The organism is Ruegeria sp. AH12, assembly GCF_056541465.1.
In genome coordinates, this window is sequence record NZ_JBQFYL010000002.1 from 334808 (window position 1) to 358167 (window position 23360).

At 57.8% G+C, this 23360-nt stretch carries 27 protein-coding genes; 3 read left to right on the forward strand and 24 right to left on the reverse strand.

All coding sequences use genetic code 11. The annotated features are described in order from the left end of the window. Positions 1-22: 22 nt before the first annotated feature. The 3 genes from ACR0EL_RS05730 to ACR0EL_RS05740 form a co-directional block, all read right to left on the reverse strand. Entirely contained in the window at positions 23-1582 is a 1560-nt protein-coding gene (locus tag ACR0EL_RS05730; protein WP_480498828.1) for a trimethylamine methyltransferase family protein, read from the reverse strand. 119 nt (positions 1583-1701) lie between these two features. Next, positions 1702-2394 carry an HAD family hydrolase gene (locus ACR0EL_RS05735; RefSeq protein WP_480498829.1) on the reverse strand — a complete coding sequence of 231 codons (693 nt, stop codon included), beginning with the start codon at positions 2392-2394 and terminating at the stop codon, positions 1702-1704. A 23-nt stretch (positions 2395-2417) separates the two neighbouring features. Further along, entirely contained in the window at positions 2418-2699 is a 282-nt protein-coding gene (locus ACR0EL_RS05740) for a DUF3572 domain-containing protein (protein ID WP_480498830.1), read from the reverse strand. 89 nt (positions 2700-2788) lie between these two features. Here ACR0EL_RS05740 and ACR0EL_RS05745 point away from each other — a divergent pair, with 89 nt between their 5' ends. Next, a complete protein-coding gene (locus ACR0EL_RS05745) occupies positions 2789-4189 on the forward strand; it encodes a diguanylate cyclase (protein WP_480498831.1) in 1401 nt (466 codons plus the stop codon). A gap of 2 nt (positions 4190-4191) precedes the next feature. Here ACR0EL_RS05745 and ACR0EL_RS05750 read toward each other — a convergent pair whose 3' ends face one another. Genes ACR0EL_RS05750 through ACR0EL_RS05765 form a run of 4 tightly spaced genes read right to left on the reverse strand, consistent with a single transcriptional unit; the run spans position 4192 to position 6093 of the window. Further along, complete coding sequence (locus ACR0EL_RS05750; RefSeq protein WP_480498832.1) at positions 4192-4665, reverse strand: periplasmic heavy metal sensor; 474 nt, start codon at positions 4663-4665, stop codon at positions 4192-4194. Then, positions 4662-5015 carry a hypothetical protein gene (locus ACR0EL_RS05755; RefSeq protein WP_480498833.1) on the reverse strand — a complete coding sequence of 118 codons (354 nt, stop codon included), beginning with the start codon at positions 5013-5015 and terminating at the stop codon, positions 4662-4664. The genes ACR0EL_RS05750 and ACR0EL_RS05755 overlap by 4 nt, the downstream gene beginning before the upstream one ends. Continuing rightward, positions 5008-5622: an RNA polymerase sigma factor gene (locus tag ACR0EL_RS05760; RefSeq protein WP_480498834.1), complete on the reverse strand. Its 615-nt coding sequence runs from the start codon at positions 5620-5622 to the stop codon at positions 5008-5010. The genes ACR0EL_RS05755 and ACR0EL_RS05760 overlap by 8 nt, the downstream gene beginning before the upstream one ends. Positions 5623-5628: 6 nt before the next feature. Beyond that, positions 5629-6093: an EF-hand domain-containing protein gene (locus tag ACR0EL_RS05765; protein ID WP_480498835.1), complete on the reverse strand. Its 465-nt coding sequence runs from the start codon at positions 6091-6093 to the stop codon at positions 5629-5631. Positions 6094-6293: 200 nt separating this feature from the next. Between ACR0EL_RS05765 and ACR0EL_RS05770 the strand changes: the two genes are divergently transcribed. Next, positions 6294-6692, forward strand: coding sequence for a DUF983 domain-containing protein (locus ACR0EL_RS05770; RefSeq protein ID WP_480498836.1), 399 nt, complete (start codon positions 6294-6296; stop codon positions 6690-6692). Positions 6693-6720: 28 nt separating this feature from the next. Continuing rightward, complete coding sequence (locus ACR0EL_RS05775) at positions 6721-7422, forward strand: NUDIX hydrolase (RefSeq protein WP_480498837.1); 702 nt, start codon at positions 6721-6723, stop codon at positions 7420-7422. 8 nt (positions 7423-7430) lie between these two features. Here ACR0EL_RS05775 and ACR0EL_RS05780 read toward each other — a convergent pair whose 3' ends face one another. The 17 genes from ACR0EL_RS05780 to ACR0EL_RS05860 all read right to left on the reverse strand — a co-directional run bounded on the left by ACR0EL_RS05780 (position 7431) and on the right by ACR0EL_RS05860 (position 23360). Further along, positions 7431-9098 carry a ribonuclease J gene (locus tag ACR0EL_RS05780; RefSeq protein ID WP_480498838.1) on the reverse strand — a complete coding sequence of 556 codons (1668 nt, stop codon included), beginning with the start codon at positions 9096-9098 and terminating at the stop codon, positions 7431-7433. After that, positions 9095-9874 (reverse strand): type III pantothenate kinase, encoded by a 780-nt coding sequence (locus ACR0EL_RS05785; RefSeq protein WP_480498839.1) that lies wholly within the window; start codon positions 9872-9874, stop codon positions 9095-9097. Before ACR0EL_RS05785 ends, ACR0EL_RS05780 begins: the two co-directional genes overlap by 4 nt. Positions 9875-9885: 11 nt before the next feature. Continuing rightward, positions 9886-10635 carry a biotin--[acetyl-CoA-carboxylase] ligase gene (locus ACR0EL_RS05790; RefSeq protein WP_480498840.1) on the reverse strand — a complete coding sequence of 250 codons (750 nt, stop codon included), beginning with the start codon at positions 10633-10635 and terminating at the stop codon, positions 9886-9888. 30 nt (positions 10636-10665) lie between these two features. Further along, positions 10666-12108, reverse strand: a complete 1443-nt coding sequence (gene nuoN, locus ACR0EL_RS05795) for an NADH-quinone oxidoreductase subunit NuoN (RefSeq protein ID WP_480498841.1) — start codon at positions 12106-12108, stop codon at positions 10666-10668. 15 nt (positions 12109-12123) lie between these two features. Next, positions 12124-13668, reverse strand: a complete 1545-nt coding sequence (locus ACR0EL_RS05800) for an NADH-quinone oxidoreductase subunit M (RefSeq protein ID WP_480498842.1) — start codon at positions 13666-13668, stop codon at positions 12124-12126. Next, positions 13668-15803: an NADH-quinone oxidoreductase subunit L gene (gene nuoL / locus ACR0EL_RS05805; protein ID WP_480498843.1), complete on the reverse strand. Its 2136-nt coding sequence runs from the start codon at positions 15801-15803 to the stop codon at positions 13668-13670. Before nuoL ends, ACR0EL_RS05800 begins: the two co-directional genes overlap by 1 nt. Positions 15804-15810: 7 nt before the next feature. Next, on the reverse strand, positions 15811-16116 hold the full coding sequence (gene nuoK / locus ACR0EL_RS05810) for an NADH-quinone oxidoreductase subunit NuoK (protein ID WP_005984024.1): 306 nt from the start codon (positions 16114-16116) through the stop codon (positions 15811-15813). Positions 16117-16366: 250 nt separating this feature from the next. Further along, complete coding sequence (locus tag ACR0EL_RS05815) at positions 16367-16969, reverse strand: NADH-quinone oxidoreductase subunit J (RefSeq protein ID WP_152458578.1); 603 nt, start codon at positions 16967-16969, stop codon at positions 16367-16369. Further along, positions 16966-17376: a carboxymuconolactone decarboxylase family protein gene (locus tag ACR0EL_RS05820; protein WP_480498844.1), complete on the reverse strand. Its 411-nt coding sequence runs from the start codon at positions 17374-17376 to the stop codon at positions 16966-16968. Before ACR0EL_RS05820 ends, ACR0EL_RS05815 begins: the two co-directional genes overlap by 4 nt. Then, positions 17373-17867, reverse strand: coding sequence for an NADH-quinone oxidoreductase subunit NuoI (nuoI, locus tag ACR0EL_RS05825; RefSeq protein WP_353008116.1), 495 nt, complete (start codon positions 17865-17867; stop codon positions 17373-17375). Before nuoI ends, ACR0EL_RS05820 begins: the two co-directional genes overlap by 4 nt. Before the next feature lie 3 nt (positions 17868-17870). Beyond that, on the reverse strand, positions 17871-18497 hold the full coding sequence (locus ACR0EL_RS05830; RefSeq protein ID WP_480498845.1) for a hypothetical protein: 627 nt from the start codon (positions 18495-18497) through the stop codon (positions 17871-17873). Then, complete coding sequence (gene nuoH, locus ACR0EL_RS05835) at positions 18497-19531, reverse strand: NADH-quinone oxidoreductase subunit NuoH (RefSeq protein WP_480498846.1); 1035 nt, start codon at positions 19529-19531, stop codon at positions 18497-18499. Before nuoH ends, ACR0EL_RS05830 begins: the two co-directional genes overlap by 1 nt. A gap of 45 nt (positions 19532-19576) precedes the next feature. Continuing rightward, the gene (gene nuoG, locus ACR0EL_RS05840) at positions 19577-21595 is read right to left on the reverse strand and encodes an NADH-quinone oxidoreductase subunit NuoG (protein ID WP_480498847.1); all 2019 of its coding nucleotides are present in this window, start codon (positions 21593-21595) and stop codon (positions 19577-19579) included. Positions 21596-21602: 7 nt separating this feature from the next. Next, on the reverse strand, positions 21603-22049 hold the full coding sequence (locus tag ACR0EL_RS05845) for a DUF5333 family protein (RefSeq protein WP_480498848.1): 447 nt from the start codon (positions 22047-22049) through the stop codon (positions 21603-21605). A gap of 2 nt (positions 22050-22051) precedes the next feature. Beyond that, on the reverse strand, positions 22052-22456 hold the full coding sequence (locus ACR0EL_RS05850; protein WP_480498849.1) for a DUF5333 domain-containing protein: 405 nt from the start codon (positions 22454-22456) through the stop codon (positions 22052-22054). Between the two features lie 98 nt (positions 22457-22554). Further along, positions 22555-22926: a hypothetical protein gene (locus tag ACR0EL_RS05855; RefSeq protein ID WP_480498850.1), complete on the reverse strand. Its 372-nt coding sequence runs from the start codon at positions 22924-22926 to the stop codon at positions 22555-22557. A gap of 17 nt (positions 22927-22943) precedes the next feature. After that, on the reverse strand, positions 22944-23360 hold the full coding sequence (locus ACR0EL_RS05860; RefSeq protein WP_480498851.1) for an MAPEG family protein: 417 nt from the start codon (positions 23358-23360) through the stop codon (positions 22944-22946).

Genomic DNA, 23360 nt, shown 5'->3' on the forward strand with positions numbered 1-23360 from the left:
TATCAAAGCGATAGTTTTAACGCTAGAAATCAGTCGGTGCCCCGCCTTCTGCCTTGCGACGGGCCACAAAGTCAGCCAGTTCGTCCCGGATGCCATCGTCCAAAGCCGGGGGTTCAAAGCTGGTAATGATCTCTTTGAACATGTGATGCGCACGCTCAGCAGTCCAGATACCTCCGGCAACCTCCCAGCCTTCGTAGTTTTTCCAATCGCTCAGGAAGGGTTGATAGAACGCCGTGGTATAGCGATCCTGGGTGTGCTGAATGCCGAAGAAGTGGCCATCATTTCCGACCGAACGAATTGCGTCCAGCGCTATTTCATCCGGGCCTGTTGCCACAAGCTGCGGGTCCATATATCGTTGAATTTGCTGTAAAATCTCACAATCCATAATGAACTTTTCGGGGCTTGCAATCAGCCCGCCCTCAAGCCAGCCTGCCGCATGGTAGACCATGTTGGTGCCCGACTGCACAGCGGCCCAAAGAGAGTTCGACGTTTCCCAAACCGATTGCCCATCTGGCACGTTGGCGGCACAAACGCCCGAAGACCGCATCGGCAGATTGTAGTACCGGGCCATCTGCCCTGTCATCTGGGTTGAACGGATGTACTCCGGCGTACCAAAGGCAGGCGCACCTGTTTTCATGTCAACATTTGACGTGAATGTACCAATGGCACAGGGCGTGCCTGGGCGCACATATTGGAACAGCGCAATTGCACACAGGGCTTCTGCCAGCGACTGAGCTACAGCGCCCGCCATTGTCACCGGCGCCATAGCACCAGCCAAGGTGAACGGCGTCACAACAATCGCCTGACCACGCCGTGCCAGACGCAAGCACCCGTCGATCATCGGATAGTCATGCTTCAGCGGCGAGGTCGAGTTGATGTTGGTATACATCCGCGGGGTCGCCTCGAACTCCTCGTGGCTCAACCCGCCCGCGATCCGCACCATCTCCATCACGTCTTCGACCCGCTCTTTGCCCAGCGAATAGGCGTGCATCGCCTTGTCTGTCAGCGTCAGCTTGTCATAGAGCACGTCCAGGTGCCGAACGCTGGCATGCAGATCGACCGGCTCAACCGGATACCCGCCGGCAAAGTGGATACAGTTGAAATACTGGGTCAATTTCAGCAGGTTTCGGCACATCTCGCGATTGCCCGGAACCTTCTTGCCGATCTCCATATCCCAGTAGTTCGGAGGAGACGATACATTGCCAAACAGAAGGTGCTTGCCACCAATTTGAATCGTGTGGTCCGGGTTTCTGGGCGTGATCGAGAACTGGCTGGGGGCTTTGGCGATCATCTCCATTACGAAGTCACGGCCCATGCGCACATTGTCACCATCAATCGTACACCCGGCTTCACGCAGGATGCCGATGGCCTCGTCATTGTAGAACTCGATCCCGATCTCTTCGAGGATGCGCATCGCGCCATCATGGATCGCTTCCACTCCCTCTGGACCCAAAGGTTCGGTCGGGCAGTCGATATTAACCGGCGGATTCCATGGCATTTGATCAATCACGGCACTGCCACGACGAGCCGCTGCACCTGCGCGACCTCCGCCACGACGTCTGCGGGTATTGGTATCGGCCATAGTCCTCTCCTGCTTTGCTTGTTTCTAAGCAAGCCTCGAAGACCGCATCTCAGCCGCTCTATCTGCGACAGAAGTTGTCGGTTTTTAATCCCGATGTGCCGAATTTCTAATCGGTGTTGTCAGTTTCTTTCCAACCAGGCCGGGATATGCCCGATATCCGGCAAGACGACATCCGCCATCGGGGCCAACGCATCGGTTTTGGCAACCCCGGTCAGCACACCAATCGTGATCATGCCAGCGGCGCGCCCGGCCTGTAAGTCATGCAGGCTGTCCCCCACCATAGCGATGCGCGACGGATCGATCCCGACATGCGCGGCAAAGGCCAACAACTGACCTGGCCCCGGTTTGTAGCCATGGCCGCTGTCATAGCCTGCGATAAAGTCAAAATGATCCTGAATTCCGACTGACGCCAGATGCTGCATAGCTGGGTGTTCGCTGTCATTTGTGGCCACCCCGAGTTTGAGCCCAGATTTTCGAAGGCCTTCGAGAAATGGTTTGAGCGGCACGGCTGGGGATTGCGTGGCAGCGACGGCTTCGGCATTCATGACGTCGATGAGCCCGGTCAGCGTGAAGCCTTCGACATGTGGCAGCATGAATTCCGCAATCTCTTCGACGGTTGAGGCGATCACGATGCTGTCTTCAACATATCGATCCTGTGCAAGGTCGTAGCCGATCACATCCCCCAGCGCAGCCGCCCGCGTTTCATCATTGTTGGTCAGGCGCATCACAAGGGATCGTCCAAACGCGCCCCAAGTGTTAGCGAAATCGAACAGAGTACCGTCTTTGTCGAAGACAATAGCGTCAATTGGCATCAGATGCTCCTGCAGAGATGGGATCAAGTCCAGTGGATTTCGCCACCCGAAAGTGCGGCGCGCGCCTGGGCTGGACGGTCATAGGGAATGGAATGCGCGTCACAAAACGCAACGATCCACGAATCATCCATGAGCAGAAAATCCAGCACTGATGTCAGAAAGGCCGGATCGCCCGCACTGGCGCGCAAATCCTCGGATACAGCGCCGGTTGAGCCTAAAAAGACCGGCAAAAGCTCCTCATTTCCGACCAGCCACCCCAAGGCGGTTAGGGCTAGAGTTTCGGCGGAATCGGCGGAAAGTGACATGAACAGGCCCTGAAAACGATCTTGGAAAGGGTTTGTTAACCAGACTCATAAACACTTTGTTGACGCATGCAATCAATGGGTGAGCAACAATGTCCGTGCAGGGAACTATCCTTGTCCTCGACGGGGTATCAACCAACCGCATCATGCTGAAGGTTCAGCTGACGGCGGCCTGGTACCATGTGGTACAAGGGGAACGGCTTAAGGGTCTTGGGGCACTCTTGCGGCGGACACGGCCTGATCTGGTGCTGACTGCGCAATCCCTGCCAGATGGGACGGCGGCAGATGTGAAGAAACTGATCCTGAGCGAACCCGACCTGGGCGATGTACCGGTGATTGCCCTTGCCCCGCAGAATGACAAAGCCGCCCGCCTGCGCGCGCTAGAGGACGGTCTTGATGACGTTATGACCCATCCTTTCAAGGATACGTTGCTGCTGGCCCGCGTTCGAAGCCTGTTGCGCGCGCGCGCGGATACGCAGGATCTACGTGTCAATCACGGGACGCAAAGCATTGGATTTGCAGAAGAAACGAGCGCCTTCCTCACACCGTTCAAACCAGCGCGGGTTGACATCCTGTCCCTGTCGCCTCGGACCGGCGCTTCTTGGTGTAAAGACCTTGCAGATAAGTCACCGCATTCCGTTGCCTGGCACACGCAATCAAGTTTGCAGACGCTTTTGTCCGGCCACCCGTCTGACGCGATTATCATCGAACTGGATTCCAGCCCATCGGGGTTGAACATCCTGGCTGATCTCAGGTCACGCGGTGCAACGCGTCATACGGTTCTGATCGGGGTTCTGACCGACAAGAACGCTGCCATGGCATCCGAGGCCTTGGATCGGGGAGCAGATTCAGTTTGCCTCGGGGGTTACTGCGCGCAAGAGATCCAGTTGCGGCTGGCCAATCAACTGGCGCGTAAAACCCGTATCGACAAGATGCGCGCTTCATTGAAACGCGGCATCGCGGATTCATGGATCGATCCTCTGACCGGCTTGCACAACCGTCGCTATGGAATGCACGCGATGGCACAAATAGCGCGTCAGTCTTCCAAATCCGGACGCGGGTTTGTCGTGATGCTGGCCGATCTTGACCATTTCAAAGCAATCAATGACCGTTTTGGGCATGCCAGCGGCGATCTGGTGCTGAAACAAGCTGCCGAACGTATGCAACACGTGCTGGGAGACGCAGGCTTTGTCGCCCGTATCGGCGGTGAGGAATTCATGATCGGCGCATCAAACATGTCGCGCGCCCGCGCGCTGAAGCTTGCCGAAGCGGTATGCGACAGCATCTGCGATCAACCCTTTCACTTGTCTGATCATAAAACCCCAGTCTCTGTTACGATCAGCATTGGCCTAAAGTACGCCTTGCCTTCGGACCTGTTGGCAAAGGAACAATGCGAACCTGTAAACGGGTTACTGAAATCTGCGGACAAAGCGCTTTATGCTGCAAAGAAAGCCGGGCGCAATCAGGTCCGGATCAGGCAAAGCGCAGCCTAATCTCAGTCCCTATCCTTTTTTCCGTTGTGGCCACGTGCGACCACCTCTTGCAGGCGATCGGCGTATTTCTGTCGCTCGGCATCTGACATCGCGGTTACGCGTGCCAGCCAGCGAGTTTTCAGCTCGTCCTGAATTTCGACCATCGAGCGGGTCTGCTGCTGCAGTAGAACCTCAACCGCAGCCGGGTCAAACGGAACAGCCCGCAACGCTTGCGACATGGCGGCGAAATCCTCGGCCCGCTCCTTGGCCCCCTTTCTGTGCAGCGCAGACAATTCCCGCCACATGGCATTGCGCTCGCCTTTCGGCAACGCGCGATACAAGGCAGGCCCGAAGCCAGGCGGCGCCTTGGCGTGATCGCTTCCTTTCAGGCGCCAAGCAGCCCCTGCGGCCATTCCGATGACCAACAGATTCAAAGCCAGCGAGATGACCAGAACAATCGGCATCCAACGCCGCTTCGGTTTGGTTTCCGCGCTCATTCCGCAGCCTCCAGAAAACTTGTGTCAAATCCCAGATCCGAAACCAGATAGGCCGCATCCTGCCCCCCAACAAAGCTGACCGTATCAGGCAGAAATGCAGGCGCTGAGAATCCGATCCAGACCCCGGCTGCACTTGCAGCGACCAAACCGCCCAAACCCTGCCAGCCTCCAAGCTGACCCGTGACGCGAGACCAGAAGCCTTGCGTCGGCCTCGATGATTTCGAAAGACGTTCCAGCCGAACCGCTTCGGCGTCCGTCTGTATCCGTACGACCAGATCATCCGGCAACGCATCCCGGCGCTGTCGGGCCTCGGCGAACAGGTGATCCAATTCCATATCCATATCAGCCATTCTTGTACCCCAGTTCATCCCGTCGTTCGGCCAGAAGTGCGGCCAGACTGCGTTTTCCCCGCGCGGTCAGACTTTCAACCGCTTCTACCGAAATCTCCATGATCCCGGCAATCTCGGGGTTGGACAATTCCTCGATATGGCGCAGCACAACCGCTTGCCGCTGCCGATCCGGCAGCATGTCTAGAGCCGCTTGCAGCGCGTCCTTTCGCGCGACGTCCTGCATTTGCTCGACGACACCGGCGCTGTCATCCTCGGGCTCGGGCACATCTGACAACGGCTCGGGCCGTTTCTTGCGCCGAAGATCGGTACATAGGTTCAGCGTCACCCGATAGAGCCATGTTGAAACCTTGGCCTGCCCCGGCACCCAATCGGGCGCCATCTGCCACAGACGCATCATCGCCTCCTGCGTGACATCCTCGGCCTCAGCCCGGTTTCCCAACACGCGCAATGCCACCGAATAGCAGCGCGGGCCCAGACGGTCGGTTAGAATCCGTGCCGCGCCCGCATCGCCATCGGCAAAGCGCCTTAGCAACGCATCGTCGCCAAGTTCGGTTGCGGCGGAGGTGCCGCCGCAACCGGTCTGTGCGTGGGAGGTCAGATCCTCCATCCCGCATCAGCTATCGTCGCCGTCCGCCTTCTGGCGCTTTTTGTGTCGGCCCATTCTGTCTTTTGCATCAGCAAATTCCTGTTCCGAGATGCCGCCGCTGTCATCGGCATCGATCCGATCAAACATCTTGTCAGCCCGGCGCGGTTTCGGCAACTCATCATCGCTCAGAAAACCATCTCCGTTTGCGTCATGCTTCTCGAACATCTTGGTAACACGGTCGCTGGCTTTTTGCTGCGCAGCGGCCTGCATTTCATCGATGCTCAGCTGACCATCGCCATCCGTATCAGCGGTTGCAAATCGCGCGTTGCGATGGGCCGTCATTTCATCCTTTGTAATCTGGCCGTCCCCGTTTGCATCCAGCTCCTGAAACGACGCCGGCTCACGGTCTTTGGAGCCAGCCGCCAGCGCGGATGTGCCTGTGATGGCGACTGCCGCGAGAACAATCCCCGAAATAAATCTTGAGTTCTTCATAGGTCTTTCCCCTTTTTGAAGCGGCCTCATCACCGCTGCTCATACCTATTCAAACGCACCGCACAGGTATTTCCGTCGCCTGGATCGCATATTTTTTGCGCGGGCCCAAAAAATCAGATCGGCGCAAAGCGACGCACCCCCCTTTTAACTCGCACCATTCAGGCGCAATATCTGCGAAAGGCGAACGCATGAGTATTGCTATGGACCAGACAATCGACAAATCGACTGAAACCGCAGATGAGCGCGAGACTTGGCCCGCGCTGGTCAAGGGATTTCGCTGCAAATGCCCCAAATGCGGTGAAGGTAAGCTACTGCACAGCTATCTGAAGGTGAACGACCACTGCGCGAATTGCGGGCAGGAGCTGTTTCATCACCGCGCCGATGACGGCCCAGCCTATCTGACGATCCTTCTGGTCGGGCACCTGCTGGCACCTGTTCTGCATGTCTCGTATGTGCATTGGCGACCGGATCCCTGGACCATGGCGATCAGCCTCTCGATCGCTTGTGTGGCCTTGTCTTTGTACCTGCTGCCCCGGCTGAAAGGCGCCGTCGTGGCCTATCAATGGGCACGTCGTATGAACGGGTTTGAAAAGGCCTGATGACGCCCACCGCCAGAACCAACCACGCATGAGCATCGATAAGACCGCGATACGAGACGCCGCAACGGTCATCGTGTTGCGCGATAGGCTGTCTGATCCGTCGATACTGATGGGGCAGCGCGGCAAGAATGCGGTGTTCATGCCGAACAAGTTCGTGTTTCCCGGCGGTGCGGTTGATCCGGCAGACGCCGACATCACGCTTGCAAATGCCTTGCCTGCCCTCTGCCATGATCGCCTGGCCGAGCATTCCGACCCCGGTTTGCAATCGGCGCTGGCCGCCGCAGCGATCCGCGAGCTATGGGAGGAAACCGGGCTGATTTTGGGTCAGCCCGGCAACTGGCAAGGAGACGTACCCGCAGACTGGTGCGGCTTTGCTAGATCAGGTTTCCTGCCATCGGCCAATGCATTGCAATTTGTGTTTCGCGCGGTCACCCCACCGGGTCGGCCCCGCAGGTTCGATGCGCGGTTCTTTCTGGTGGATGCAGATCAGATTCAAGGAGATCTGGATGATTTCAGCCGCGCCTCGGATGAGCTTTCGCATCTGCAATGGGTCAAACTGAACCGCGCCCGCGATCTGGACCTGCCCTTCATCACCGAGGTCGTGCTGGCCGAAATCGAAACCCGTGTCGCGGACCCTAGCCCGCCCGCCTCAGTACCATTCTACAGCAACAATGACGAGGCGAGCCTGTTTTTCCGCCTTAGGGGCGTTCCAATGCCGGATGTCGACTGAGGCCTGGCTTACTTCATTCGGCTGATCACAACCGTCACTTCGGGCTTCTTACCGATCTCGGTTTTTGCCGTCTGACGCACGATCCGGCGCATCGCCTCTTCGAGCTTGTCATCGTCTCGCAACGTCTTGGCCTCGGCCCGCATCAGGAACTGATTCAAGTCTTCTTCCAGCACCTCGACCAGCGCCGCACGTGATGTTCCAATCTCAGTCAGACCCATCGTGTCGCACCAGGGCTCACCCAGCGGTTCATCCTCTTCATCCAGAATAACGGTCACTGTCACATGGCCATTTAATGCCATTCGGATTCGGTCGCGCACGATCCCATCCAACGCGCCGATCTTAACGGTACCGTCCAGATAAGTGCGTCCGGTTTCGATATAGTCGACTACTTTGGGCGCGTTGCCAGTCAGGTCAAGCATGGTACCATTCACCGCCAAGACACCCGTCCGTCCGCCGGCTTCTGCCAGCTTGGCATGTTCACGCAGATGGCGGTGTTCCCCATGCATCGGAACCACGAATTGTGGATCAACCAACGCATGCACTTTCTCAAGATCAGGCCGGTTTGCATGGCCCGAGACGTGATAAAGCCCCGAGCTGTCATCCACCACATCGACGCCCTTTTCGCTGAGCTGGTTCATGATGAAAATCACGCCACGCTCATTGCCGGGGATGGTCTTGGATGAAAACAGGAATAAATCACCCTCTTTCAACTCGATCCCACGATATTTGCCGCGTGCCAGCTGCGCACTGGCAGCGCGGCGCTCGCCCTGGCTGCCGGTCACGATCAACATGAGGTTCTGTCGCGGTAGGTCCACCGCCTCTTCAGCGCTGATCACCTTGGGGAAGTCCGATAGGATGCCGGTTTCTGTCGCCGCTTCAATCATCCGACGCATGGCGCGGCCCAGCAAAACAACCGACCGGCCAGCCCGTTGCCCGGCCTCGGCCAGTGTCTTCACCCGCGCCACGTTCGACGCGAAAGTGGTTGCGACGACCATGCTTTCGGCGCTTTCGACCAGCTTGGTGATCTCAGGCCCGACTTCGGATTCTGAACGTCCCGGGTGGGTCGAAAACACATTGGTGCTGTCACAAACCAGCGCCTTTACGCCGGATTTAGCAACCTCGGCCCACAGGTCCGGGTCAAATGCCTCACCCACCACCGGGTTCGCATCCAGCTTGAAATCGCCCGAATGCACGATCCGACCTGCTGGCGTATCGATCACCAGCGCCGCACTTTCGGGGATCGAGTGCGAGACCGGCAGGAACCCAACAGCGAAAGGACCAACCGAGACCTGCTCGGGCCAGGCCGAAGCCGTATGTACGGCATCTTCGGGATGGCCATGCTCTTCCATCTTGCGGCGGGCAATGTTGGCGGTGAAGGCGCGCGCATAGATCGGTGCCCCCAGCGCCTCATAGCAATGCGCAACCGCCCCCACGTGATCCTCATGCGCGTGGGTCACGAACACGGCCTCAAGCCGGTCGGCGCGTTCATGCAGCCACGAGATATCGGCGTGGATCAGATCTACCCCAGGCGTGGTGTCCATATCCGGAAACGTTACGCCCAGATCGACGAGGATCAGACGTTCCTTGCCCGGCTTGCCATAGCCGTACACATAGGCGTTCATGCCGATTTCACCGGCCCCGCCCAGCGGCAGGTAGATCAGTCTTTCGCTGCTCATGTTGAGCCATTTTCCTTGTTATAGCGATGGATCACGGTCAGGCCGTGCATCGTCAGATCATCTTCGATTGCGTCGAACCCCACGTCGGCCTGATCGAACAAGGGTGCAAGCCCTCCGGTTCCAACGACTTTCATCGGCATTCCGTATTCGGTCTTGATGCGGGCAATCAGCCCTTCGATCAGACCGGAATATCCCCAATACACGCCCGATTGGATACAGCCAACCGTATTCGTACCAATCACCTTGTCCGGGCGTGTGATGTCGATATGTGGTAGAGCCGCGGCGCCCTGGTGCAGGGCCTCAAGGCTGAGGTTCACACCCGGTGCAATGATGCCACCGACATAGGCGCCATCTGCGGCCACAACATCGAAATTGGTTGCGGTGCCGAAATCCACGACAACCACATTGCCGCCATGGCGGTCAAACGCACCAACGGCATTGGCCAAACGGTCCGGCCCGGGGACAGTGCCTTCGTCAACTCGCGGTGGCACCGGCAATAAGCAATCGGGCTTACCCACGACCAAAGGACGACAGCCAAAGAACCGATCCGCAAAGATACGCAAGTTGAAGACGACACGCGGCACGGTCGAGGCAATGATGACGTCACTGATCTCGGCCTCGATGCCGTAGTGTTTCACCAGCGTCGAATACCAGGTGAAATAGGCGTCAGCGGTGCGCGAATGATGGGTCGATGTGCGCAGCGTGCACAGGAACTTCTCGCCGTCCCAAATCGAGAACACAGTGTTCGTATTACCGCAGTCGATGGCCAGAAGCATCTGAGCCCCCTTCAGAAAAACACATCCGCCGCAGGAATGCTGACGCGGCCTTTGGCGGTGTTTAGGACAAGGTTGCCCCCCGCGTCTACCGTTTCAAAGGTGCCCACGGTTTCGGACGTCGCAGTACGGGCCGTGATGACCTCACCCAAGCGGGCCGCGCGCGCCAGCCATGCGGTGCGGATCGGCTCGAACCCATAGGACATAAATTGCGCCTCGAACCGCGCAAATGCGGCGGCGAGTTCGGTCAGGAAATCCTCGGGCGATACCTGTGCCCCGGTCTCTGACAAGAGCGAGACAGGGCGCACCGCGCCGGGCTCGACCATATCCGCACCCGGAGCGTCCATCAGGTTCACGCCGATCCCGATCGATAGATGCCCGACATTGCGCCCCTGCCCCGTACTTTCCAGCAGGATACCGGCCAGTTTGCCACCGTTCAGCAACACGTCATTGGGCCATTTCAACGCCAGCCCTTCTGCACGACCTGTCACCGCAACACAGGCATCAAAAAGCGCGAGCGCCGCCACAAAGCTCCGCAGCGCGGCCTGCTCGGGTTCCCCACTAGGGCGCATCAGCAGTGTTGCCGCCAGATTGCCTTTCGGGTGCGTCCAAGCCCGGCCCCGCCTGCCGCGCGCGGCTGTCTGGTGATGTGCCATGATCCAAACAGGCCCTTGCGCCCGCGGTGCCAAACGGGCAGCCTCATTCAGGGTACTGTCGACCTCCTGCATAACGTGCAGGCCATATCCGTCTGGCCAATTGCTCACGACAGGAAAGGCCCGATCGTTCGGAAGGGATCAGTTGACAAGCGTCGCCGCAGCGGCAGCCGCTGCACCCTCAACCCCGAACTGGTAGAATACGCCCACCAGCATCAACGCGGCCGAGCCCATCAGCGCCACCCATAAAACAGGCGTCGAACGCGTCTCGATCGGTTCTTCGTTTTCCGCACCGAAATACATGTAGAACACGATCCGCAGATAATAGAACGCCCCGATGACCGAGGCGATGGCCGAGACGATGACCAGACCGGTCAGCCCCGCGCTGACACCCGCTTGCCAAACGCCGAACTTGGCGAAGAAACCCAGCATCGGCGGCACGCCCGCAAGGCTGAACATCAGGATCAGAACCGCCAGCGCCTTGCCCGGATCGCGCTTGGAATACTGGCGCAGGGCGTCGATATCCGTGATAGGCTTACCATCGCGTTCCATCATCAGGATGAAAGCAAAGGTACCGATATTCATCGTCACATAGATGGCCAGATACATCAGCATGGCTTTGATACCAAGCTCGGTCCCGGCAGCCAGTCCGATCAGTGCGTAACCCATATGGGCAATCGACGAAAACGCCATCAGTCGTTTGATGTCGCGTTGACCTATGGCCGCGACTGCACCCAATAGCATCGACAGAACCGACAGCAACACGATCACCTGCTGCCAATCCTTCACAATGCCACCAAAGGCGTCATGCAACAGCCGCGCAAACAGCGCCATGGCGGCCACTTTGGGTGCGGTCGCGAAGAATGCGGTGATCGGGGTCGGAGAGCCCTCGTACACATCTGGGGTCCACATATGGAACGGCACAGCAGAGACTTTGAAGGCCAGCCCCGAGATCAGGAAGATCAGACCGAACAGCAAACCGATTGAGACCTCTCCGGCCTGCACGGTTCCGATGATGCCCGAGAACAGGGTGGTTCCGGTGAAACCATATACCAGCGACGCCCCGTAGAGCAGCAGTCCTGAACTGAGCGCGCCCAGGACGAAGTATTTCAAACCCGCCTCTGTTGATTTTGCACTGTCGCGGCGCAGTGCAGCTACGACGTAGAGCGCCAGAGACTGCAGCTCCAACCCCATATAGAGCGACATCAGATCGCCCGCGCTGACCATCATCATCATGCCAACAGCCGCCAATGCGACCAGCAACGGGTATTCGAACCGCAACAGATCGCGGCGCGCCATATAGTCCTGACTCATGACCAGAACGGCGGCGGCGGACAGAAGGATGGCAACCTTGGCAAAGCGTGAGAAGCCATCGTCGATGAACATGCCGTTGAAGGCGACATTCGTGCCGTCACCATTGGTGGCGATCCAGAAGGACAACAGAGCCATCAGGCCCGCCGTTGTCCAGACCAGCACCGGGGCCAACCCGTCTTTGGTGGTGTAGACGGCCCCGATCAGAGCCACCATCGCATACACGGCCAGAACGATCTCTGGCAGGATTGTTGTCAGATCAGCCTGGATCATGTCTCCAAAGCTCCCTTAGTGCGAGGCGGCCGACTGGGTCGCGGCCTCTGCCGCGGCCAGAGCCGTGTCATAGTTCGAAATCAGCGCGGCGGTGGATTGCCCGATCACATCAGTCACCAGCGATGGGTAGACGCCCAGCAGGATGGTCATGATGATCAGCGGTGCAAAGATCAGCCGCTCGCGCGCGCTCATGTCGGTCATCGCCTTCAGGCTTTCCTTGATCAGGTCGCCAAACACAACGCGACGATACAGCCACAGCGCATAGCCAGCCGAGAAGATCACACCGGTGGCGGCAACAGCCGTCACCCATGTATTGACCTGAAAGGCCCCCATCAGCGTCAGGAACTCGCCGATAAACCCGGAGGTGCCCGGCAGGCCCACATTGGCCATGGTGAACAGCATGAAGACCAGCGCGTAGGCAGGCATACGGATCACCAGCCCCCCGTAAGCCTCGATATCGCGGGTGTGCATCCGGTCATAGATCACGCCGACACACAGGAAGAGAGCGGCCGAGATGAACCCGTGGCTGAGCATCTGGAAGATCGCACCATCAATGCCCTGCTGGTTCGCCGCGAAAATCCCCATGGTCACAAAGCCCATATGCGCAACCGAGGAATACGCGATCAGCTTCTTCATATCTTCCTGCACCAGCGCGACCAGCGAGGTGTAGACAACCGCAATCGCCGACATCCAGAGCACCAGATCGGTCATCACCGCAGACCCCACGGGGAACATCGGCAGGCTGAACCGCAAAAAGCCATAGCCTCCCATCTTCAACAGGATCGCCGCCAGCACGACCGAGCCTGCAGTCGGGGCCTGTACGTGCGCATCCGGCAACCATGTGTGCACCGGCCACATCGGCATCTTCACAGCGAACGAGGCGAAGAAAGCCAGGAACATCAACGTCTGCATACCGCCGACGATATAGATGCCCAGCACGCTGAACCCTTCAGACGAGAACTGATGAGTCATCAGCGCCTCGATATCCGTAGTGCCCGCATCGGCATACATCGCGACCATCGCCACTAGCATCAGCACCGAGCCGAGGAAGGTATAAAGAAAGAACTTGAAGCTGGCGTAGATGCGGTTCGCTCCGCCCCAGATGCCGATGATCAGGAACATTGGGATCAAACCGGCCTCGAAGAACAGGTAGAACAGCACCAGGTCCAGGGCCATGAACACGCCCAGCATCAGCGTTTCCAGCAACAGGAAGGCCACCATGTATTCCTTGACGCGGTCGGTGACGTTCCAACTGGCCAGAATAGTGAGCGGCATGATGAAGGTGGTCAACAGCACGAACAGAACGCTGATGCCATCCACGCCCATCTTGTATTTCAAGCCCATCAGCCACTCACCCTCTTCCACCATCTGGAAGCCGGTATTCGAGGGGTCGAAACCCGTGTAGATGCCGATGGATACGAGGAAGGTTACCGTGGTCGCCAGCAGGGCGATCCACTTGGCATTCCGCTGTGCCGCCGCATCATCGCCATGCAGAAACAACGCCAGAATGCCTGCTGCAATCGCCGGGATGAAGGTGACGATGGAAAGGATATTGTCCATTACTGCGCCCCTCCGCCGATCGACATCCAGGTCACAAGGGCCGCGATGCCCAGCACCATCCAGAAGGCATAGGTAAAGATGTACCCGGTCTGCGCCTTGCCTGCGAGGCGGGTGAAGAAGGGAACGATGCCCATTGCTACTCCGTTCAGGAAGCCATCGATTGTGTTGCCGTCACCGCGTTTCCACAGGAAGCGGCCGATGGCGATGGTGGGTTTGACGAAGATCGCGTCGTAGATTTCGTCAAAGTACCATTTGTTCAGCAGGAAGAGGTAGAGCGGACGCTGGTTGGCGGCCAAACGCGCGGGCAACGTGGTGTTCACGATGTAGAACCAATAGGCCACGATGAAACCCAACAACATCGCTACGAAGGGCGAGACCTTGACCCATTTCGGGACGGCATGAGCGTCGTCCAGCACCGTGTTGTCGGGTGCGATATACAGCGCGCCCTCGCCCAGCTCACCCGCAAACACATAATGATGCTCGCCATGATCGTCTTTCTCGCCATGACCCGCATCGTCGCCATGTGAGTCATCAGCATGTGCATCGTCGGCGTGACCCTCGCCTGCATGGGCATCGCCATGCGCACCACCATGCTCTGAGGCCTCAGCCACCGGAATGCCGTAGAACTTGCCCACCTTGTCGGTATGGCCGAAGAAATTATTGTACCAGAGCATCCCGGCAAAAACCGCGCCCAGCGATAGAACGCCCAGAGGCACCAGCATCACCATCGGGCTTTCATGCGCATGATCATGCGTATGTTTGTCCCCGCGCGGTTCGCCGTAGAAGGTCAGGAAGATCAGCCGCCAGCTGTAGAACGAAGTGAACACCGCCGCGATGACCAGCATCCAGAAGGCGTATCCTGTGCCACCAGCAAAGGCGCTCTCGATGATGGCGTCTTTCGACAAGAACCCGGCGAACCCAAAGGTTGTAAGCGGGATACCAACACCAGTGATGGCCAGCGTTCCGATCATCATCGCCCAGAAGGTATAGGGGATCTTCTTCCGCAATCCGCCATATTCGGTCATTTCCTGCTCGTGATGCATCGCATGGATCACCGAACCTGCCCCGAGGAACAGCAGCGCCTTGAAGAACGCGTGGGTCAGCAGGTGGAACATCGCCGCCGAGTACATGCCGACACCAGCCGCTACGAACATGTAACCCAGTTGCGAACAGGTCGAATAGGCGATGACGCGTTTGATGTCCGTTTGCACCAGCCCCACGGTCGCCGCAAAGAAAGCAGTCGAGGCCCCAAGGAAGGTGATGAACGCCGTTGCACCCGGTGCGAACTCCATCAGCGGCGACATGCGGCAGACCAAGAACACGCCCGCTGTCACCATTGTCGCGGCGTGGATCAGGGCCGACACAGGGGTCGGGCCTTCCATCGCATCTGGCAACCAGGTGTGCAGGATCAACTGCGCTGACTTGCCCATCGCGCCGATGAACAGCAGCACGCAGATCACTTCGATAGCGGTCCACTCACCCCAGAGGAAGGTCAGTTGCGTTTCGGCCAGTGTCGGGGCCGAGGCGAAAACGTCCGAGAAATTGATACTGTCGGTCAGGAAGAAGATCGCGAAGATCCCCAGCGCAAAGCCGAAATCCCCCACCCGGTTGACGATAAACGCCTTCATGGCCGCCGCATTGGCGCTGGATTTACGGTAATAGAACCCGATCAACAGGTAGGATGCGACGCCCACGCCCTCCCATCCAAAGAACATCTGTACCAGGTTGTCGGCTGTCACCAGCATCAGCATGGCAAAGGTAAAGAAGGACAGATAGGCAAAGAAGCGCGGCTTATAGCTCTCGCCCTCACGCCATTGCGGGTCGTGATCCATGTAGCCGAAGGAATAAAGGTGTACGAGCGCCGAGACGGTCGTCACCACAATCAGCATGATCGCGGTCAGCCGGTCCAGACGGATGGCCCAACTGGTCGACAGCGAGCCGCTCTCGATCCAGCGCAAAATCTCGATCTGTTGCGTCTGGCCGTCGAAGGTTAGGAAGACAATCCATGACAGCAGACAGGCGAGAAACAGCAGGCCCGTTGCGGTCCACATGGCAGCTTTCTCGCCGATGAACTTCCAGCCGAACCCGCAGAGCAGCGCGCCCACCAAAGGGGCAAAGAGGATGGTGGTTTCCATAGTTCTCTTAGCCCTTCATCATATTGACGTCTTCAACCGCGATGGTGCCACGGTTGCGGAAGAAGCAGACCAGAATGGCCAGACCAATCGCCGCCTCAGCCGCCGCAACGGTCAGCACGAACAGCGTGAACACCTGCCCGACCAGATCGCCGAGAAAGCTGGAAAACGCCACGAGGTTGATATTCACCGCCAGCAGCATCAATTCGATACTCATCAGCAGGATGATGACGTTCTTGCGGTTCAGGAAGAGACCGAAGATGCCGATGACGAACAGCGTCGCCGCGACCGTAAGGTAGTGTTCAAGTCCGATCATTGGTCCCCGTTCCCAAAGTAGTCGCGCGCCCACATCGCAATACAAACCGGCTGTAAGAACTTCATGCTATTGAAGCAAACATCCGTTCCGTTTCTGTTGGAACGCCAAATGCCATAAACGTGCGGATGGAGGCCCGGAATATCTGGGCCTTGCATCTTTGCGGGCCACTGCGGCAAACCATCAACGTCCGTGGTCGCAAGAGCGGCGCTCGAAAATGCAGCCAGCATTATGGCAAGAGTTAAGCGTCGCATCACAACCCCTGCCCCGGCTTCACGTCCTTCAGCTCCATCGCCTTGGCCGGGTCGCGCATCATCTGGCCGATGATGTCCTGACGCTTGATGTCCTGACGGTGGCGCAGGGTCAGAACGATGGCGCCGATCATGGCTACCAGCAGGATCAGGCCTGCGAGTTGGAACAGAAGGAAGTATTGATCATAAAGGATGACACCCAGTGCCTCGGTATTATGGCGGTCTGCCGGGACCGGCTGGGCCAGATTGGCTGCGGCTCCCTGCGCACTGTCCCAGGCGCCAAAGGCCATGACGAACTGCATCAGGATCACCAGACCGATCAGCAAGGCCAGTGGCATATAGCGCGCCATCTCGGCCTTGAGCTCGGCAAAGTCCACGTCCAGCATCATCACCACGAACAGGAACAGCACCGCAACCGCGCCGACATAAACGATGATCAGCAGCATCGCCACGAACTCGGCCCCCAGCAGCACGAACAACCCCGCCGAGGACAGGAAGGATAGGATCAGCCACAGCACCGAATGCACCGGCTGGCGGCTGATCACCGTGAACAGCCCGCCGGTGATGGCGCTAATGGCGAACAGGTAGAAGGCAAAGACGGTCATTGATCCTCATCCTCGTTGTCGCCCATGACCTCTTGCGCCAGATCCAGCGCGCGGGTCATGGCCGGAATGCCGGCAAAGACCGACATCTGACCGATCGTTTCCACGATCTCTTGTTTCTTGGCACCCGCTTCCAGTGCATGGCGCACAGTTTGGCGTACGGCACTATCCGCCTGTGCGCCCTGACAGGTCAGCCCGGCCAGCGTCAGCAGCAGGCGGGTTTTGGCATCCAGACCGTCCTTGTTGACAGTATTGCCGAACATCATCTCCATGACCTCTTTGGGCATGGTAGGCCACAGCGCTTCGAACCCTTTGGGCGAGAAACTTTCCATCGCCGGGTTCATCGCCTTGGCCATGTCCTGAGCCTGCTTCATCATCAGCTCGAACGGATTTGTCGGGCTGTCATTCATCGGTACGGCGCGTCCATTTCCAGATTGCGGGCAATTTCGGCTTCCCAGCGTTCGCCATTATCCAGCAGCTTTTCCTTGTCGTAGAACAGCTCTTCCCGGGTTTCGGTGGCGAATTCGAAGTTAGGGCCTTCAACAATGGCATCGACTGGGCAGGCCTCTTGGCAGAAACCGCAATAAATGCACTTGGTCATGTCGATGTCGTACCGTGTAGTGCGGCGGCTGCCGTCTTCGCGCGGTTCCGCATCAATGGTTATGGCTTGCGCCGGGCAAATCGCCTCGCACAGTTTGCAAGCAATGCAACGTTCTTCGCCATTTGGGTAACGGCGCAGGGCGTGTTCGCCCCGAAAGCGCGGGGACAGGGGCCCTTTTTCGTGTGGATAGTTCACGGTGGCCTTGGGTGCGAAGAAGTACTTCATGCCAAGTTTGAAGCCGACCCAGAAGTCCTGCAGAAGAAAGTACTTGGCAGCGCGGGTGTAGTCGATTTGGGTCATGTCCTAGAAATCCTCCTCGCAATGGCCGGCAGTATCTTCGAGAATAAACTGAACTCGGTCTTTCACGTTCTCAGCGCTTGCATCAACTGCTATGATCCGGCGACCGGCCTCTATGATGCGCATACACTCTGCACTGTTTTGCGCCGAAAGCAGGGTTTCCACGTTGACATGGTCGGGTAGGTTTTCAGCCTCCACGCTCACGTTGACGAACTCTGCAAGCTTTTTTTTGTCATCCTTTGTTATTCGGAGGCAATCTACCAAATCCAACAATGCCGACGACTTGCCCCGCATTTTGTCTGAGATTGGTTTCCCGCTCCTCAGCGCTCCCATGTAAGCCGCCATATCCCCCAGTTGGATCGCGTTTACAACAGACCCTATGACGTACTTGTCAAAAACTAGGTGCTGTTTAGCAGTTACGAGTGGGTACTTTTGACCAACTTCATTTGAGAGGGAGGCCCGAAGGCTTTCGTCGAATTGAAAAACTTTTGTGAACTCAGGCGCGCAAACTTCTTGAGCAACGTCAAGCAAACTCCGCAATTGACCAGATTCAGTTTCGGCGGCGTAAGCGGGTGCGTTCAAAAAAGTGAACGCAATAAGCGCGGCAAGTTCCAGTCGCGTTTTTCGCTTCATCAGCCCACACTCCAACGCGCAAACGCGCCCCAGAACCAGTCGAATTTCGCCGCAAAGGCCACGAACACCACCCAGACCAGCGAGAACGGCAGGAACACTTTCCAGCCCAGCCGCATCAGTTGGTCATAGCGGTAGCGCGGTGTGATCGCTTTGACCATCGCGAAGAGGAAGAAGAAGAACGCCATCTTGGCGACCATCCATAGCACACCGTCTGGCAGGCCTGGGATCGGCGACAGCCAGCCGCCGAAGAACAGCAGAGTGGTCAGGGCGCACATCAGGAAGATGGCGATGTACTCACCGGCCATGAACAGCAGGAAGGGCGTGGCTGAATATTCGACCTGATAGCCTGCGACCAGCTCCGACTCCGCCTCGGGCAAGTCGAACGGCGGACGGTTTGTCTCAGCCAGCGCCGAAATGAAGAACAGGAAGACCATTGGGAAATGCGGTAGCCAGTACCAGCTGAAGAACCCGAAGGACCCATCCTGTGCACGCACGATGTCGCCAAAGTTCATCGACCCGGTCGAGATGATGATGCCGATAATGATCAAGCCAATGGAGACTTCATAGGAAATCATCTGCGCGGCTGATCGCAGCGACCCAAGGAACGGGTACTTTGAGTTCGACGCCCAACCACCCATAATCACGCCATAAACCTCTAACGAGGAGACAGCGAAGACATACAGAATGGCGACGTTGATATCCGACAGGACCCAGCCATCGTTGAACGGGATCACCGCCCAGGCGATCATGGCTAGAACAAAGGATGTCAGCGGTGCAAGAATAAAAACCGAGCGATCCGCACCCGCCGGGATCACGACCTCTTTGACCACATATTTCAGCGCATCTGCCACCGTTTGCAAAAGGCCGTAAGCGCCCACAACATTGGGGCCTCGGCGCATTTGGACGGCGGCCCAGATCTTGCGGTCGCCATAGACAAGGAACAATAGCGAGATCATCACAAAGGCAACAACCGCAAGCACTTGGGCAAGGATGATCAGGGCGATGCCGCCTGGGGTGTTAAAGAAATCAGCCATTGGTCCTCACACCGTGGGTCGTCGGGGATATATCAGCGGTTCGGATCATTCTGCGGCGATCCTGTCGGTTTTCAGGGCTTTGGCTTGCGCCGAAAGCTCGGCCATCAGTTGCGAGGCGCGGGCGATAGGGTTGGTCAGGTAGAAATCCTTGACCGCATTGCGGAATGTCGCGTCGCCCAATGCACCAGCTTCCAGCGGCTGCATCTCGTTTTCGATCACCTCGTCGATGCGGGCCAGATGTGGAACCGCTTCGATCAGGGCCGTGCGCAATTGCGCCAATGAGTCATAGGGCAGCGTTGCGCCCAGTTCTGCGGAAAGGGCCCGCAGGATAGCCCAGTTCTCCTTGGCCTCGCCCGGTGCAAACCCGGCGCGCATCGCCAGTTGCGGGCGGCCTTCGGTGTTTACGAACAGACCGTTTTCTTCGGTATAGGCCGCGCCCGGCAGGATCACATCGGCACGATGCGCGCCCCGGTCGCCGTGGCTGCCTTGATAGATGACAAACGCCCCATCATCGATTTCGACCTCATCCGCACCGAGGTTATAGATCACCTCTGCTCCGTCGATTGCCGCCTCGAGCCCGCCTTCCGTCACAGCACCTACGTCCATTGCTCCGACACGACCCGCAGCAGTATGCAGGACCATCAGTTTACCGTTGGTCCGGGCCGCTGCCTCCATGGCATGCCCCAGCACCGCTGCGCCATCTGCTTCACGCAAAGCGCCCATTCCGACGATGATCACCGAGGGCTTTTCCAGAATATCGTCGAACTCGTGCTTTTGAAGATCAATCAATGCATCGCGCCCGCTGCCCATCTGGAAGACGTCGTAGGTCAGATCAGCCTGAGCTCCGATATTGGCGATCTTGGCCCCGTTCAGCCACGCCTTTCGGATGCGGGCATTCAGAACCGGTGCTTCGTCACGCGGGTTGGTTCCGATCAGAAGGATGTATTTTGCGTCATCCACATCTTCGATTGACGCCGTCCCGACATATCCCGAACGGTTGCCAGCGGGCAAACGCGCATTGTCCACGCGGCATTCAATGTTGCCGTCCAGACCCTCGACCAATTGCTTTAGCGCAAAGGCAGCTTCAACCGGCACAAGATCACCCACTAAGGCCGCAACTTTCTTGCCCTTCAGCGCCTCAGCCGCTTTGGTCAACGCCTCGGGCCATGACGCAGGCCGCAGCTTGCCGTTTTCACGGATATAAGGCGTATCCAGACGCTGACGGCGCAGGCCGTCCCAGACAAAACGGGTTTTGTCACTGATCCATTCCTCGTTCACGCCATCATGGTTCCGCGGCAGGAAACGCATCACTTCGCGACCCTTAGTGTCCACGCGAATGTTCGAACCCAGAGCATCCATTACATCGATGCTCTCGGTCTTGGTCAGTTCCCAGGGACGGGCGGTGAAGGCGTAAGGCTTCGAGGTCAGTGCCCCGACCGGGCAAAGATCGATGATGTTGCCCTGAAGGTTCGATTGCAGCGTCTGGTTCAGATACGACGTGATTTCAGCATCTTCCCCGCGCCCGGTCTGACCCATCTGAGTGATACCAGCAACCTCGGTGGTGAAGCGCACGCAGCGGGTGCAGCTGATACAGCGGGTCATCGCGGTGCCTACCAGCGGCCCCAGATCCAAATCATCCACCGCACGCTTCGCTTCCTTGAAGCGCGAACCCGAGACGCCATAGGCCATGGCCTGATCCTGCAGGTCGCACTCACCGCCTTGGTCACAGATCGGGCAGTCCAGAGGGTGGTTGATCAGCAAAAACTCCATCACCCCTTCGCGGGCCTTTTTGACCATGGGTGAGTTCGTCTTGACCTGAGGTGCCTGACCTTCCGGACCGGGGCGCAGATCGCGCACCTGCATCGCGCAAGAGGCCGCAGGTTTCGGCGGACCGCCCACGACCTCGACCAGACACATCCGGCAGTTTCCGGCAATCGACAGACGCTCGTGATAGCAAAAGCGCGGAACCTCGACCCCGGCTTGTTCACAAGCCTGGATCAGGGTCATCGCGCCATCGACTTCGATTTCCTGGCCGTCGATATTGATCTTGCGGAGGTCAGACATTGTGACGTTACCCTTTTAGGAATGTGCCAATGGCAGAGCCTTTGGCGATCTCGCGACGGCCCGCCGAACACATGGTTTCCGGCACACCGATGACGATCCCGTTGCTTTGGATGTACCGGATTGCATCGTCCTGAATCCGTTTCCGAGGTAGATTTTGTTCAAGATACTTAAAGTCGTTTTCCTGATACCCTTTGGATTCAAGATCGTCAGCGACCGCTTTCATACTGCTCGCGATCTGTGGCCGGTTCATCGACAATGACGGGCATCCGATTGAGATTTGTTCGGCCATCGCATTGGCGAAGGCAACATTGTACAGGTTGTCCGGCATTTCGGTGCGGAACGGCGCACGTGCAGCCGCCACCTCGGGTGACTCGCTGGTGGTGGTCTGACACCCTGCCACAACAAGCAGAAGCAATCCGCCAAGAAGAGTTTTTTGCGCTGCCCTGAACCGCATCGTCAATTCGCCCTCAGATAGACGCCGATGGCGCTGTTTCTTTGGATTTCGGACTGACCCAGTGCGCAAAATGAGTTCGGTGTGTCATAAGACACTCCGTTTTGCGCCAGATAGGCCTCGCCCTTGGCGCGCATCCGGTCTTTTTCCGCGTCCGATTCCACATAGGCGCGGATTTCCTTGTCGGAATATCCCAGTTTGTGCGCCTTGGACCGCAGCCCCCACATCACGTTGATCGCCTTGAGGCGCCGACCACTGATCGAGGGGCAATATTCAGAAATCTCATTGGCAATGGCGATATAGTATAGTTCGTTGTCGATCTCTGGAACATCGCGCAGGGGCGGTTTTGCCTCGGCCGCAACTGGCAGTGTCATCAAAACGGCCAGGCTTAGGGATTTTGCTACAGACATGTTCTTTCCTTTTGTTTTGGGTTCCCCAAAACAAAAGGCTGACGGTCTGCTATGCGATAGCAAACACGCTTTCACGCGCTGATATGCAAAAACACAGATCATGGTCGCTGACACGTTCCTGCAAAAGACAGTTTATCGTCGCTGATCTGAAGCTGATCCGGCTCGGTATCAGGCCCGACCTTCCATTCGATACGGGAGGAGCCGAATTGCTCGATACAGTATTTCGTGCCCTCATAGCGCCCGGCTTCACGCGCGCCGTTCAGGGACTGCGAGACGCCGTTCACGACAACGGTAAAGTCAGTCGGGGCCTTTTTCTTGTCCACAGGTTTGGCCTTGGCACGGAAGAAGTTGCCTTCGAACTGAACCCGGTCACTTGACTTTGTGATCGTACCACAGGCCGACACAAGCGCTACGGCTGCAATAGCAACGCAGGTACCTGAACGAATGCGCCCAACCGTCGACCAGTTCACTTTACCCTTGCTCCTCATCAAAACGCCGCCATCAAAGCCATGACCCCAATCACAAACATGCAGGCCCAGCTCAGCACATAAAAGACCGAACGGATGCCTGAATTTGGCTTACCCGTTCCGCGGATATGGACCACCAGCATCGCCAACCGCGCAACCAGTGCCACCGAAGCCAACAGGTTCACCCAAAACGGGCTCGCCCCTAGCAAAATCGCGGCAATTGTTACCGCGACGAAAGCAGGCAGCGTTTCTGTTCCGTTCAGATAGGCCCGGTTCAGACGATAGGCCCGGTCTGCATAGTCCTGATCAGGCGTCGCACCCGGTGCCAACCCCTTGCTCTGTTTTGCCATCGCCGTGAAGGGCGACAACAACAACACGACCAGTGTGAAAATCACAACCGAAGCGACAGCATGAGAATAATCTGTGAATAGGTCCAT

Excerpts from the sequence above, each read along its gene's own strand:
- ACR0EL_RS05770 (WP_480498836.1), top strand. The coding sequence starts at position 6,294 with ATGGACCAGACAATCGACAAATCGACTGAAACCGCAGATGAGCGCGAG.
- nuoL (WP_480498843.1), bottom strand. The coding sequence starts at position 15,803 with ATGGAAACCACCATCCTCTTTGCCCCTTTGGTGGGCGCGCTGCTCTGC.
- ACR0EL_RS05775 (WP_480498837.1), top strand. The coding sequence starts at position 6,721 with ATGAGCATCGATAAGACCGCGATACGAGACGCCGCAACGGTCATCGTG.
- nuoK (WP_005984024.1), bottom strand. The coding sequence starts at position 16,116 with ATGATCGGACTTGAACACTACCTTACGGTCGCGGCGACGCTGTTCGTC.
- nuoG (WP_480498847.1), bottom strand. The coding sequence starts at position 21,595 with ATGTCTGACCTCCGCAAGATCAATATCGACGGCCAGGAAATCGAAGTC.
- nuoN (WP_480498841.1), bottom strand. The coding sequence starts at position 12,108 with ATGATCCAGGCTGATCTGACAACAATCCTGCCAGAGATCGTTCTGGCC.
- ACR0EL_RS05730 (WP_480498828.1), bottom strand. The coding sequence starts at position 1,582 with ATGGCCGATACCAATACCCGCAGACGTCGTGGCGGAGGTCGCGCAGGT.
- ACR0EL_RS05760 (WP_480498834.1), bottom strand. The coding sequence starts at position 5,622 with ATGGAGGATCTGACCTCCCACGCACAGACCGGTTGCGGCGGCACCTCC.
- ACR0EL_RS05785 (WP_480498839.1), bottom strand. The coding sequence starts at position 9,874 with ATGCTTCTGGCCATCGACTGCGGTAATACGAACACTGTGTTCTCGATT.
- ACR0EL_RS05745 (WP_480498831.1), top strand. The coding sequence starts at position 2,789 with ATGTCCGTGCAGGGAACTATCCTTGTCCTCGACGGGGTATCAACCAAC.
- ACR0EL_RS05765 (WP_480498835.1), bottom strand. The coding sequence starts at position 6,093 with ATGAAGAACTCAAGATTTATTTCGGGGATTGTTCTCGCGGCAGTCGCC.
- ACR0EL_RS05815 (WP_152458578.1), bottom strand. The coding sequence starts at position 16,969 with ATGACCGTCTTTGCCTTCTACCTGTTCGCCATTAGCGCCATCACCGGC.
- ACR0EL_RS05850 (WP_480498849.1), bottom strand. The coding sequence starts at position 22,456 with ATGTCTGTAGCAAAATCCCTAAGCCTGGCCGTTTTGATGACACTGCCA.
- ACR0EL_RS05860 (WP_480498851.1), bottom strand. The coding sequence starts at position 23,360 with ATGGACCTATTCACAGATTATTCTCATGCTGTCGCTTCGGTTGTGATT.
- ACR0EL_RS05755 (WP_480498833.1), bottom strand. The coding sequence starts at position 5,015 with ATGGCTGATATGGATATGGAATTGGATCACCTGTTCGCCGAGGCCCGA.
- ACR0EL_RS05735 (WP_480498829.1), bottom strand. The coding sequence starts at position 2,394 with ATGCCAATTGACGCTATTGTCTTCGACAAAGACGGTACTCTGTTCGAT.
- nuoH (WP_480498846.1), bottom strand. The coding sequence starts at position 19,531 with ATGGCTGATTTCTTTAACACCCCAGGCGGCATCGCCCTGATCATCCTT.
- nuoI (WP_353008116.1), bottom strand. The coding sequence starts at position 17,867 with ATGACCCAAATCGACTACACCCGCGCTGCCAAGTACTTTCTTCTGCAG.
- ACR0EL_RS05780 (WP_480498838.1), bottom strand. The coding sequence starts at position 9,098 with ATGAGCAGCGAAAGACTGATCTACCTGCCGCTGGGCGGGGCCGGTGAA.
- ACR0EL_RS05830 (WP_480498845.1), bottom strand. The coding sequence starts at position 18,497 with ATGAAGCGAAAAACGCGACTGGAACTTGCCGCGCTTATTGCGTTCACT.
- ACR0EL_RS05820 (WP_480498844.1), bottom strand. The coding sequence starts at position 17,376 with ATGAATGACAGCCCGACAAATCCGTTCGAGCTGATGATGAAGCAGGCT.
- ACR0EL_RS05845 (WP_480498848.1), bottom strand. The coding sequence starts at position 22,049 with ATGCGGTTCAGGGCAGCGCAAAAAACTCTTCTTGGCGGATTGCTTCTG.
- ACR0EL_RS05800 (WP_480498842.1), bottom strand. The coding sequence starts at position 13,668 with ATGGACAATATCCTTTCCATCGTCACCTTCATCCCGGCGATTGCAGCA.
- ACR0EL_RS05740 (WP_480498830.1), bottom strand. The coding sequence starts at position 2,699 with ATGTCACTTTCCGCCGATTCCGCCGAAACTCTAGCCCTAACCGCCTTG.
- ACR0EL_RS05750 (WP_480498832.1), bottom strand. The coding sequence starts at position 4,665 with ATGAGCGCGGAAACCAAACCGAAGCGGCGTTGGATGCCGATTGTTCTG.